The 12202-nt window shown below is 66.0% G+C and carries 10 protein-coding genes and 4 pseudogenes; 7 read left to right on the top strand and 7 right to left on the bottom strand.

Going from position 1 to position 12202, the window contains the following annotated elements; genetic code table 11:
- Positions 1-47: 47 nt before the first annotated feature.
- The 3 genes and pseudogenes from pcaH to KS03_RS29745 all read left to right on the top strand — a co-directional run.
- Positions 48-752: a protocatechuate 3,4-dioxygenase subunit beta gene (pcaH, locus tag KS03_RS08175; RefSeq protein ID WP_012733977.1), complete on the top strand. Its 705-nt coding sequence runs from the start codon at positions 48-50 to the stop codon at positions 750-752.
- 2 nt (positions 753-754) lie between these two features.
- Entirely contained in the window at positions 755-1345 is a 591-nt protein-coding gene (gene pcaG, locus KS03_RS08170; protein ID WP_012733978.1) for a protocatechuate 3,4-dioxygenase subunit alpha, read from the top strand.
- 116 nt (positions 1346-1461) lie between these two features.
- Positions 1462-1602 (top strand): annotated as a pseudogene (locus KS03_RS29745) (DDE-type integrase/transposase/recombinase); the annotation flags it as partial.
- Between the two features lie 204 nt (positions 1603-1806).
- Here the strand turns inward: KS03_RS29745 and KS03_RS08160 are convergent.
- From KS03_RS08160 to KS03_RS32270, 4 genes and pseudogenes are all read right to left on the bottom strand, one after another.
- Positions 1807-2790: an aKG-HExxH-type peptide beta-hydroxylase gene (locus KS03_RS08160; protein WP_012733979.1), complete on the bottom strand. Its 984-nt coding sequence runs from the start codon at positions 2788-2790 to the stop codon at positions 1807-1809.
- An 8-nt stretch (positions 2791-2798) separates the two neighbouring features.
- On the bottom strand, positions 2799-4094 hold the full coding sequence (locus tag KS03_RS08155; RefSeq protein WP_012733980.1) for an MFS transporter: 1296 nt from the start codon (positions 4092-4094) through the stop codon (positions 2799-2801).
- A 2-nt stretch (positions 4095-4096) separates the two neighbouring features.
- Positions 4097-4474, bottom strand: coding sequence for a carboxymuconolactone decarboxylase family protein (locus KS03_RS29740; RefSeq protein ID WP_012733981.1), 378 nt, complete (start codon positions 4472-4474; stop codon positions 4097-4099).
- A gap of 334 nt (positions 4475-4808) precedes the next feature.
- A pseudogene (locus KS03_RS32270) lies at positions 4809-5064 on the bottom strand (IS6 family transposase); the annotation flags it as partial.
- A 549-nt stretch (positions 5065-5613) separates the two neighbouring features.
- On the opposite strand from KS03_RS32270, the pseudogene KS03_RS33470 reads away from it, so the two are divergent.
- A pseudogene (locus KS03_RS33470) lies at positions 5614-5735 on the top strand (IS6 family transposase); the annotation flags it as partial.
- A gap of 38 nt (positions 5736-5773) precedes the next feature.
- Positions 5774-5887: pseudogene (locus KS03_RS29730) on the top strand (IS6 family transposase); the annotation flags it as partial.
- A gap of 66 nt (positions 5888-5953) precedes the next feature.
- Here KS03_RS29730 and KS03_RS08150 read toward each other — a convergent pair.
- Positions 5954-7120, bottom strand: coding sequence for a serine hydrolase domain-containing protein (locus KS03_RS08150; protein WP_012733982.1), 1167 nt, complete (start codon positions 7118-7120; stop codon positions 5954-5956).
- Positions 7121-7335: 215 nt separating this feature from the next.
- Between KS03_RS08150 and KS03_RS08145 the strand changes: the two genes are divergently transcribed.
- Positions 7336-7665, top strand: a complete 330-nt coding sequence (locus tag KS03_RS08145; protein ID WP_012733983.1) for a hypothetical protein — start codon at positions 7336-7338, stop codon at positions 7663-7665.
- A 149-nt stretch (positions 7666-7814) separates the two neighbouring features.
- Positions 7815-9431: an NYN domain-containing protein gene (locus tag KS03_RS08140; RefSeq protein WP_045678744.1), complete on the top strand. Its 1617-nt coding sequence runs from the start codon at positions 7815-7817 to the stop codon at positions 9429-9431.
- Positions 9432-9479: 48 nt separating this feature from the next.
- On the opposite strand, the gene KS03_RS08135 is transcribed toward KS03_RS08140, so the two are convergent.
- Entirely contained in the window at positions 9480-10592 is a 1113-nt protein-coding gene (locus tag KS03_RS08135) for a zinc-binding metallopeptidase family protein (RefSeq protein ID WP_012733985.1), read from the bottom strand.
- 63 nt (positions 10593-10655) lie between these two features.
- Entirely contained in the window at positions 10656-11879 is a 1224-nt protein-coding gene (locus tag KS03_RS08130) for a DUF2252 family protein (RefSeq protein WP_012733986.1), read from the bottom strand.
- Positions 11880-12202 lie beyond the last annotated feature (323 nt).

Raw genomic sequence — 12202 nt, 5'->3', positions numbered from 1 at the left:
GGCTAAAGTCTTGCCATTTCCTCCAATACGAAACAGGAGACACCGCGATGGACGATTCCATCCTCAGCCCGCGCGACTGGCCCTCGCATCCGGCCTATGTTCATCCCGACTACCGCTCGTCGGTCAAGCGCGGCCCCACCCAGCCGCTCGTGCCGCTCAGGGAGCGGCTGCGCGACCAGCGCGTGCCGGTGTACGGCAGCGACGACCTGGGCGCGCTCGACCACGACCTGACCCGCAACGCGATGAAGAACGGCGAGCCGCTCGGCGAGCGCATCATCGTGACCGGCCGCGTGCTCGACGAAGGCGGCAAGCCGGTGCGCAACACGCTGGTGGAGGTGTGGCAGGCGAATGCCGCGGGGCGCTACGTCCACAAGGCCGACCGCCACGACGCGCCGCTCGACCCGAACTTCCTCGGTGCCGGGCGCTGCCTGACCGACGACCAGGGCCGCTACCGCTTCCTGACCATCAAGCCGGGCGCCTATCCGTGGGGCAACCATACCAACGCGTGGCGCCCGAACCATATTCATTTCTCGCTGTTCGGCGATTATTTCGGCTCGCGCCTGGTCACGCAGATGTATTTCCCCGGCGACCCGCTGCTGCAATACGATCCGATCTTCCAGGGCACGCCCGAGGCGGCGCGCGAGCGGCTGGTGTCGCGCTTTTCGCTCGAGGTGACCGAGGAGAGCTACGCGCTCGGCTACGAATTCGATATCGTGCTGCGCGGCCGCGACGCCACCCCGATGGAGCGCTGATCATGACGACCCTGAAACAGACCCCTTCGCAGACCGTCGGCCCGTACTTCGCCTACGGGCTGTGTCCGCAGCAGTACAACTTCGACATGAAGAGCCTGTTCTCGCCGGAGATCGCTGCGCCGCACACGCCGGGCCAGCCGATCCTGCTGATCGGCCAGGTGTTCGACGGCGACGGGCAGCCGATCCTCGACGCGGTGCTCGAGTTCACGCAGGTGGACGCGGCCGGGCGGTTTCCCGCCTCGCGCGCGCAGATCGCCGAAAGCGGCTTCACGGGCTTCGCCCGCGTCGGGACCGGCACGGACCCGCAGCACCGCTTCATCGTGCGCACGGTGAAGCCGGCCGCCACCGACGCGGGCGCGCCGCACGTGGACGTGACGGTGATGATGCGCGGCGTGCTCACCCATGCGTTCACGCGGCTCTACTTCGAGGACGAGACCGAGGCGAACGCGGCCGATGCGGTGCTGGCAAGCGTGCCGGCGGCGCGGCGCGGGACCTTGATGGCGCGGCGCGAGGCGGGCGAGAACGGCGTGGTGGTGTATCGCTTCGACATCCGCATGCAGGGCGATCGGGAGACGGTGTTCTTCGATCTGTGAGCGAGCGCCGGGCGCGCCCCGCCGGTGCGCGTGCCGCCGACGAAAACGGCCGGAAGGCTCTCCGGCCGTTTTTGATGGGCCTCGCGCGATCGCAGGCGGCGGGCTTGCGCCGCCCCCTCACGGTGCTTCTGCAGAAGCAGCGCGACAAGACCGCAGCGAAGCGCTTTTTCCAGCGTGTGCCGCGTTCCTTTGCGGCGCCGCGCAAGATCGTCACCGACCCGTTACGCAGCTACCCGGCTGCCAAGGCTGGCATCCCGCCATGGCGTGAATTGACCGAGGCCATCCAGAATCCGCCTGCCGCGTGAGACGTGCAGGTCGCGCTCACACCTCTTGTAAACATACTTCGCCAACGTGACAGCGCCCCGCTTGGCGAGCCACGGCAGCGGCTTATGCACAAAGGCATCCGAGGAACGTACCGTCAAGCGAACCTCGGGTCCCGAGTCTATCGAAGGAGCAGAAAGTCAGCAGGATGCCAACGATTTCGCATGCTCCTGCCCTTCGCGAATCAAGTCCCAGGCTACGTCGGACAAAGCGCCATGGCGCTCGATCGTCAAGAAGCCCGCGTCCAAACGGCTGCCGTACAGCGCGAGTAGTTCCCTGATCGTGGATCGGTCCTCATTCGACAGCTCCGCGCGGTCAAGAATCTGAGAAAACGCGACTATTAGGCGCTGTATGACAAACGTCGCGTGATAGATCGCAAGCATATCGCGATCGTCACGACGCAGCGGAGATGCATACTTCAGGTCTGGGCCGTTGTGAACGAGTTCCTCTCTCAGGTTGATACCGTATAAGTACGTATGTGCTGCTTCATGAACTAGCTTGTCGAGCAGGAAGATCCAGCTCACATCTATCTCCCCGTTCACCAGAACCATCGATTGAAGCTTGTCGCCCGTTAGCGACAATGCCCGCTCACTCGTGGCGCCGGCAGATTCGAAAAAGACTATCGAGCCGACGAGGATTTCGATTTCCGCGGCGAGATCTGCGTATGCGGACTCCAGAATTTTCATGCCGTGGCGCATCGCCCTTTCAGCCAGTTGCTCCCTTTCCCTAGACAGTGGCTGCAAGACAATCTCAGAGTAAGACGTACCGCCCGAGATTTCGGCTAACACTTCGCGCAGAAGATCACGATCGATACGGGATGCCGGCGCAAATCGAGGCAGCGTTTCGTATCGATCTCGCGCGATGACAGTCAGCAGGCGCGACGCTTCCGTCAGCTTGTTCTGCTCCGCCAGCCGAATCACATAATGATAGGCAAAGCTGTGAAATCCATTGAACTGGATGGGGTCCAAGGCAGAAAAATATCCTTGAATACCACCTGAGAACAGATCTGGCGCATACCCCACGAGTTGCTCAAGCAAATCGTCATATGCAGACTTCAGCTGGGACTTGAACCCTTTTGAGAGCGACGAAGCAACGCTCAGTACTGGAAGAAATGGATAGCTCATGAGGACTATTAGCGATCGAACAATTCTCGGTTGGTCCTGAGATAATGGGGCGAGCCACCATCTTCGGAATTGAGCATCAACCTCAACGGCCGCGAGAACGCTATGCAGAAGAGCGCGAGCAAGAAAAGCTCGCTTCCGTAAACGATGACTGAATTTGGCGATAACGTCTTTAGCGCCACGCCTGACATCCAGATACCCAGCGGAGCGGCAGCGGTACATAAAAACATCAGACTCGACTCCATACAGGCGCGATGCCCTGCCGGGATTGCCATTGCCCGCTTCGAATTAACGGTGACATTGAACATCGTCAATCCAATGCCCAATGTGAACCCGAGCATACAGCAAACAGGTAAATTATGGATGCAACCAAATACAAATATAGAACCACCGATCAAAAAGATACCGAATACCGAAATCGCGTGATCAGAAGCGATGCGCCTCGCTTGCTGGATTAGCAGCATGGCGGCCACCAATACCCCTGCGCCCAATGAAAGCTCGATGGCGGCGACGTTCAGCATAGTGCCCCCTTCTGCGAGCACCTTGGCCGGCAATAAAAAGAAAACGAATGGAACGAACAGCATGTTCGCAAGCAGCGACGCAGCCGCGATCGCGCGCTCGGCTCGAATACCAAGCACCCGCAGCATCCCGCGGCGGAGCTCTTGGAAAAAAGGTGGAGCGTCATCGGCACCTGCATGCACCGCTTGCCGCCTGCCGAACGACGCGTGAAAGGCAAGTGACGCTATGACGCCGAGACAGCTGCTGACGACACTGGCCCATAGCGCCGACTCACCGCCGAACGCGCCGATCATGAAACCCGCCAAGGTCGGGCCGAACAGGATATTCAGGATGAAACCCGACGCCTTCAAACGCAGACCTTTGCGAATCTCGTCCGCGTCAGGTGAGATCTCCGGTATGAGCGGCGTGCTCAGCGGCATAAGGGCCGCCATGGCGACGCTGGAAGTCACACTTGCCAAGACGATGACTACGATAAGCCAATCCGTGGTGGTGCGATAATGTGCAAATGCGACCACGGCGACGGGTATCACCGACCCAAGAACAATCAGCGAGGCCCCCAGCAACACCGAACTCTTGGGGATACGCTCGGAAATGATGCCGGCGAACGGAAGGGTTAGCAACGTCGTCACCCACGTTGCAGTCAGCGTGAGCGCCAAAGCCGATGGATTCGCGATTCCCTTTAGCAAAAGCCAAGTGGCGTAGAATTGTAAGATTCGTGACGAAACGGTGACGGCCGCGTCAGCGCAAACGTACATCACGATCAGTCGCCACGGGGTCAATGATTTCATCGCTATTCGCTATCGGGCAACTCGTCAGTGACAGACTTGAAAATAGCTGCTGCATTGAACGCCCTTGCGTTCCCGGCAAAAACTTGTACTTGGATGAATACTTCACGAACCTCTTCAATCGAGATACCAAGATTCAGGGCGGCGCCGAGCTGAAAACGCAACTGATTCTCGCACCCTCCCATGGCACTGATTATCCCAAGTGTGATGAGATGCCGCGTCTTTAGATCAATTCCCTGGCGACGATACGCGTACCCATAGATGTCCGAAGCCAGTTTATCCACGAGGTCGGGAAATATCGGACGAACCGTTTCGTTGGCTAGCCGCACCCCGTCTGGATTAAACAACCCAAGCAGATCGGCGTTTTTTTCGATGGGGTTCATTTTTTGAGTATTTTTATTAGATAGCGGATCGCGAGATCCGCTATCCAGGTCGACTAGACCACCATCACTTCATGGCGGCGGTGATCGCGTGAACGATTTTGCTTTGCGCACCTTTCATGATCATTTTGTTCTCGATCTTCATCTTGATTTCCTGTATTGAAAATTAAACAAACTTGAAAGAAAGTTTTGAGCTTTTGCATCTCGCGCGAACTGCAGGTCGATATTTTCAGGAAAAAAAATTTTGGTAAAGCAAAAATTTTTGATCGATCGTTAAGAAGGCGCTGGCACGTTAACGGAGTACGTTCGCAAGCGGTGCGAGCGCAACCCGCATGTTTCATGCCGCAGGCGGATTCTGGGTGGCCTCGGGCAGTTCACGCCACCTCGAGAAGCGTACCGCGAGGTGTTTGCGATAAAGCGAAGCACGCGGCAGATGCCGCTTCAGGGCGAAATCCCCACATGCATCGCTCGCGCTCTCGGGTCAGCCGACGGCTGTTCTCGGCGCGGTTGTTTACGCGGGCAGCGGCCTTCACGAACACGTGCTTGAAGTCGGCAAGCTCCGGGGTGCCAGCCTTGGCGGCTTGGCGCGGCCGGCGTCGGCCGCCGTGGCCCGATGTTGGCCAGCAACATGTCATGAGTATCTCGCCGTCGCGAGCAGTTTCCGGCGATAGCACGTGCCTGGGGTAGCGAATGGCGGTTCTGGCGCGCCGCGAACGACTCTGGGCGCCCCCGCTGCGGTCCGACGGGCCGGCTCGACCTCTGCGGCGGCTTTCGAGGCACAACAGTCCGTTTATCGTCTCGCTTGCTGAGACCGATGATCTGACCGCCCAGGCTTCTTTCTACATGACGCAGAAAGATGTTCGGACTGAGTAGCTGGACTTGGCCCCGTTCAGATAGGCGGCGAGTCGTTTCGGAAGGCGTGCGATGAGCGATTCGATATGGTCGGTGACGATAGAAAGATTGCCGGCCCGAACCTCCGCCTCGAACGACACGAGTACTGGAATAAATACGTCTGGAACAACGGCTGCTTTCAGTCCATGGCGATTTGCTGGTCAGTCACGTTGACGACAGCCTCAGGAAGCGAGCTGAGCAGATTCTCGGGCGCTGTCACGTTGGCGAGTGTGGTCGCGTAAGATGGGTCGATGAAACCCACAGCGCTCGACCACGGCCATCGATTCCCGCAGCGATACTCAGCCAAACGGTGCGCTGGCATTTCCGCTCCCAGCTGAGCCTACGCGACATTGAGGTGCTGCTTTTCGAGCGATCAGCCGCCCCGCGAACGCGAGCGATGCATGTGGGGATTTCGCCCTGACGCGGCATCTGCCACGTGCTTCGCTTTATCGCAAACACCTCGCGGTACGCTTCTCGAGGTGGCGTGAATTGCCCGAGGCCACCCAGAATCCGTCTGCGGCATGAAACATGCAGGTTGCGCTCGCACCGCTTGCGGACATACTCCGCCAACGCGACAGCGCCCTGCCCCGCTCACCCCGCATAAACGGCCTCGCCGAACTCGATCTTCAATGCCCCCGACATCCCCTCATAGGCGGTATTGGTCAGCAGCAGCACGCTCAGCCCCCACGCCGGATCGACGAACCACGAGTGGCCGTACACCCCGCCCCAGGCCAGCGTGCCGGCCGCCATCCGCGTCTGCGCCAGCGCGGGATCGCTCAGCACCGCCCCGAGATAGCCAAAGCCCCAGCCCGGCCCGCGCGTCTCGGCCGCGGCGCCCACCTGATCGCGCCGCGCCGCCTCGGCAAGCGCGTCGGGCAGAAAGCGCCCGCCGTCGCGAATCGCCTCCAGCACCCGCAGCACGTCGTCGGCGCAGCCGTACATCCCCGCGCCGCCGGACGGATACGCGCCCGGCTCGAACACGCGCGACGGCGCGAAGCGCACCGCCGCGCCCTGCCCTTCGGGCATCGGCACGTCCACGCCGTCGGCCATCCGCACCGGCTCCGGGCTGCCGCCGTAGTACGGCGTCGCGAACCGCTCGGGCTGGTTCGACACGAACCCGCTGTCACGCAGCCCGAGCGGCTCGCCCACCAGCGTCGCCACCGCCTGCGCCAGCGTCGTTCCGGTAGCACGCTCGATCACCGCGCCGAGCACGTCGAGCGCGAGCGAATACTGCCAGCCGGTGCCCGGCGCGAACGCCAGCGGCGCCTCGGCCAGCCGCCGCAGATTCTCGTCGAGGCCGAAGTCGCAAAGATCGAGCCCGTCGGAAATACCGAGCCGGTCGTATAGCGAGCCCGGCCCGTCGAGCAGCCAGTAGCCGAGGCCGGCCGTATGCGTGAGCAGATGGTGGATCGTCATCTCGGGCGCCTCGCCGTTCTCGAGCTTCGGCCGGAACCCGGGCAGCCAGCGCGTGACGGGCGCGTCGAGCGCCAGCGCCTTGCTCGCCACGAGCCGCAGCGCCGCGAGCGCGACGATCGGCTTGGTCACCGAGGCCAGGCGGAACAGCGTGTCCTCGCGCATCGGCCGGTGCGCCTCGCGGTCGGCCAGGCCGTGCGCGCGCCGGTACAGCAGCTTGCCGTGCTGCGCGACGATGCCCACCGCGCCCACCACGCGGCGCTCGCGCAGCGCGCGCTCGACTACGGCGTCGAGGCGGGCCGACAGGGCAACGGGATCGATCGAGGCGGGCGAAGTCTGCGTCATGGCAAGGGTCTCGCAACGGGAAAGTCTCGATTCTAAACAGATCAGCCCCATGCCCGCCACGGTCCGATTTTGATGGATCGCTCGCGCCCGCGCGCCTGCCTGCCGCCGGTGCGCCCGCGCCCCGGCTTGCCTTCCCGGCATCGCCACCGATACAGTCATGGCTGTCCCGCCGGCGCGTCGCCGGCCGGCGCCCGTTCCAGCCAAGCCTTGCCGCCATGCCCGCTTCCGCCGTCCTCGCCCAGGCCTGCCCCGTCACCGATCTGATCGCGCTCGGCGTGCTCGCGCTGCTCTACGTCTGCGCCCTAGGCTGGGCCGGCTGGCAGTCGCTGCGCGCGAGGCGCGGCCGGCTCCACTGGGTGATCTGCGTGGCGCTGCTCGTGGCCGGCGCACTGGCGATGGCGATCGCGCGCCCCGCCACGCCCGACAGCGGCGCGATGCCCGGCGGGTTCGCGCTCGGCCTGCTGGTGGCGCTCGCCGGCCTCGCCGCCACCGCCGCCGGCTGCGCGCGGCAGGCGCTCGGCAAGCTGCGCGACCCGCGTCGCTGAGCGCCGCCCCAGCCGGTTGCCACGCACGCCTCCGGTTGCGCCAACCCTTGGCCGCCCGCGCCGCTTTTTCGGTTGGCGCGCCGCACAACCGCTATCATGTCCGCAATTTCAGCGCTCGCCGCCTTGGCGAGCCTTCGGTTGGAGAACTCATGGCCTTGCCTCAGGACAGCGTCAACATGGCGCTTTTTTGCGACTTCGAAAACATCGCGCTCGGCGTGCGCGATACGAAATTCGAAAAATTCGACATCAAGCCGGTGCTCGAGAAACTGCTGCTCAAGGGCAGCATCGTGGTGAAGAAGGCGTATTGCGACTGGGATCGCTACAAGACGTTCAAGGGCGCCATGCATGAAGCGAGCTTCGAGCTGATCGAGATTCCGCACGTGCGCCAGTCGGGCAAGAACTCGGCCGACATCCGCCTGGTGGTGGACGCGCTCGACCTCTGCTATACGAAATCGCACGTGGACACCTTCGTGATCATCAGCGGCGATTCCGATTTCTCCCCGCTGGTGTCGAAGCTGCGCGAGAACGCGAAGCGCGTGATCGGCGTGGGCGTGAAGAACTCGACCTCGGACCTGCTCGTGGCGAACTGCGACGAGTTTATTTTCTACGACGATCTCGCCCGCGAGCAGCAGCGCGCGCTCGCCAAGCGCGATGCGCGCACCGCCGCCGCGGCCTCGGGCAAGCGCGCCGACGACGAGCGCCAGCGCAAGCAGGACGGCGACGCACGCAAGCTCGAGGCAATCACGATCGCGGTGGAAACGTTCGACGCGCTCGCCTCGGAGCGCAGCGACAGCGGCAAGATCTGGGCCTCGGTGCTGAAGAGCGCCATCAAGCGGCGCAAGCCGGGCTTCAACGAGAGCTATTACGGCTTCCGTGCGTTCGGCAACCTGCTCGAAGAAGCGCAGGCACGCGGCCTGCTCGAGATCGGCCGCGACGAGAAGTCGGGCACCTACGTATCGCGCGGCGGCGTGGCCGTCGAGCCGGTCCTGACGGCCGAGCTGGCCAAGGCCGCCGAGGAAGGCGTCACGGCCGACGCGCCGGCCGAACCGGCGCGCGCCTCGCGCCATGGCGAAGGGCGGCACGGCGGCACGCGGCGCCGCGATCGCGACGCAGCGCGCGGCGGCGACGACGCGCGCCCGGCCGACCAGGCCGGCAAGCCCGAGGAAGCGGCCGAGCCTGCCGATGCCATCGATGCCGTCGATGCGATCGAAGCCGCCGCGCCCGCGCAGGCCGAGGCGCCGGCCACCGCGAAGCCGCATCGCGACGGCCGCCAGCCGCGCCACGCCGACGAGCGCCGCCACGCCAAGCGCGACGACGCGAGGCACGGCAAGGGGCGCGGCTCGCGCAAGCCCGAGCAGATGCCGCTGATCGACGACACGCCGGCCGCGGCCGATACCGCCGCACCGGCCCGCGCGGCCGAGCCGGAAGAGTCCGCACCGATCGCGGCGCCCGAGGCCGCGCAATGGGAAGTGGTGGACGCCGAGGCGGAGTCCGCCGCGCGGCCGGCGGCGAAGTCGGCCAAGGCGCGGAAGACGCCGGCCCGCACCCGCAAGGCGGCGGCCAGGAAGGCAGGCGCCGCGGCGGCCGACGATGCGGCCCACGAGGCCGCGCCGGCATCGGCTCCCGCCGGCGATGCGCCCGCCGGCCTGCTGCCGGCCGACGACGCGCCGGCGCCCGCCGCCGCGAAACGCGCGCGCTCGCCCCGCAGCGGTGCGGCGCGTGCGCGCCGCCCGCGCGGCACCGCCGGCAGCGCCGACGAATCCTGAGGTCGCGGCGCGCCGCTGCGGCGGCGCGCCCACCCAGCGCTCAGGCGCTCAACCCGCCTCGCCCTCGCTGCCCACGGCCCGCGCGCCGGCGCCGTCGGCGGGCGCCGCCTCGCGCGTGGCCGTCACCACGCGATGCACGAACCGCAGCTTCGCCACCACCGCCGGCGAGAGCGCGAACGGATAGGCGTCGGCCACGCCCATGCTGCGGTTCAGGCTGTTCAACGCGTAGGTGAGCGGAAACCAGCGCCGCATCAGGTTGCCGAACGAGGCCTCGTCCACGGAGGTCTGGTCGTCCAGGCGCGGCAGGCTCTCGTCGTCGGGATCGAGCACGAGGCCGCAGGCATTGGCGGTGTCGAGCGTATCGACGATGTGCAGGTAATGCGCCCAGGTCTCGGCCCAGTCCTCCCACGGGTGCATGGTGGCGTACTCGCTGACGTAGGCGTCATGCCAGCCCGCCGGAGCGCCATGCTGATAGTGCGCGTCGAGCGCGGCCTGATAGTCGGCGCGCTCGTCGCCGAAGCGCTCGCGAAACGGCTCGAGCCACGGCGTGCCCGCGATCAGGCGATCGAAATAGTAATGGCCGATCTCGTGCCGGAAATGCCCGAGCAGCGTGCGGTACGGCTCGCGCATCGCGGCCCGCACGCGCTCGCGCTCGGCGTCGTCGGCCTCGGCGAGGTTCAGCGTGACGAGCCCGTTGGCGTGGCCCGTCAGCACCGGCTCGGTCTCGGTGGCGGCCTTGAACGCGAAGCTCATGCCGCGCTCGGGAAACACGCTGCGCGGCTCGATCGGCAGCCCCAGCATGGCGAGCGTGTAGAGCAGCCGCCGCTTGGCCACCTCGGTGCGATACCAGAGCGGGCGGTTGTCGGGATTCGACAGATCGGGAATCGTCTCGGTCAGCGCGCAGGCTTCGCAATAGGTGGCGTCGGACTCGGCCGGAATCATCCAGTTGCAGACGTTCTCCACCGCGTAGTTGTGGCACGGCCGGTAGCGCCGCCCGTGCGCGGCGGGATGCAGGCTGCGCCAGTTGCCCGACGCGTCGGGCTCGAAGGCGCCGACCTCGCCGATCTCGGGCAGGTAGCCGAGCGGCGCCTCGCAGCGCTCGCAGCGGACGTTCTCGAAGAACACCAGCTGCGTGCAGTTACCGCAATGAAAGGTCTTCATGGTCCGATCGCTCCCGCCCGGTTCCCGTGGTCGCGTGCCGGCCTTCCCGGCGCCGCGCCCGCCTCACGCCTGGCCGTGCTGCGCGGCCACGCGCCGGCAGTGTTCGAGGTAGCCCACCTCGTGGCTGCCCATCAGCTCGATCACGCTGCGCCAGAGCCAGAACGGCGCGTCGATCGTCTTCGAGCGTACCCGCTTCAGTTCGGCGAGCCAGCGCTTGCGCGTGGCCGCATCCATCTGCCGGGCGTGCGCGACGCCCACCACGTAGGCCAGATAACGCGCGATGCGGCGCGCCTCGACCTCGTCGACGCTGCCGATCTCGAGCTTCAGATCGGCCGGCAGCAGCTCGCGCACGATCACCGAGCGGTCGGCGAGCGTGGCCGCGCACATGCGGTTGCCCAGATGCGGCGACAGGTGGCGCGCGCCCTCCACCACGCGCCGGCCGTTGTCGCGCGGCATCTCGCTGTCGCGATAGCGCGGCGCGAGCGCGGTGGTGCCTTCCTTGATGTCGATGAGGCAGAGATCGTCGCCGTCGGAGGCCGCGCCGTCCACGTCGAGCAGCACGGCGTAGCGCAGCCGCCCGAGCGAACTGCAGCCTTTCACCCAGTAGGCCGCGTCGAGCAGTTCGACCTGCTCGCCGGGACGGTGGCCGCGCAGCCCGGTCGCGAGTTCGGCGATCTCGGGCGAGGCGGCCAGCGCCGCGATCCCGCGCGCCTCGGCCGCCGACAGCGGCCAGAACCGCTTGCCGAGCGGCAGCTCGGGCTTCACGCCCATCAGCCGCTCGCGCGCGAGGTGCTTCCAGGTGCGCTCGAGCGCGTCGCGCATCACGATCCGCACCACGTCGGGCTTCGGGATCGCCGCGGCGCGGCGCTTGCCGCCCGCCAGCGCACGCGTGTAGCCCTCGTGCACTTCCTCGATGATGCGGGCGGTGACGATGCCGGGCAGATCCGAGCTGCGCGCGGCGGTGGCCAGCGACAGGCTGAGCCGGATCAGGTCGTGGACCGGGTTGCCGATCACGGTCTGGTCGAGATCGCGGATCTGGATCTCGATCTCGCCGGCGTCGTTCGCCACCGGGCCGAGATTGCCGGTGTGGCAGTCGCCGCAGATCCAGATGGCCGGCCCCTCCGGCAGCGTGCCCACCTTGGCGTTCTCGAGCCACTCGTAATAGCGGGCCGTGTTGCCGCGCACGTAGGCGTGCACCGAACGCGCCATCTTTCGGTTGCGCCGGGCGGCCAGTTCACCGGCACGGCGCCGCGGGCGAACGAACATCGCAAGCGATTTCTTCTTCATTGCGTTGCCTCGATGCAGGACTTGATGGGGAGGACCGGCGCCCGCGCGCCAGCGGCGCGGGACATCCGGCAATATAAGCACATCCGACCCGATTCGACAGCCCGCCGCCGCACCGGCGCCGGGCGGCGCGGCCCGCCGGCCCCCATGCGCCCCGGCGCGGCGCGCGGCGGCGCCGAGGCCGCCGCCCCGGTGATGCAGCGCGTGCCCGATGCGCTGCAGCAGCGCCGAGCAGCGATCGTGCCCGCACCGCCAGGCGCGACGCGGCCCGGCCCGCATGACGCGGCGCGGCAGGCCGGCCCGGCCCACGCGCGCGGGCCTCGGCC

This window comes from Burkholderia glumae LMG 2196 = ATCC 33617 (assembly GCF_000960995.1).
Lineage (GTDB): Bacteria > Pseudomonadota > Gammaproteobacteria > Burkholderiales > Burkholderiaceae > Burkholderia > Burkholderia glumae.
The sequence above is the reverse complement of the archived record's forward strand: the minus strand, read 5'-3'. Positions and strand labels throughout refer to the sequence as shown.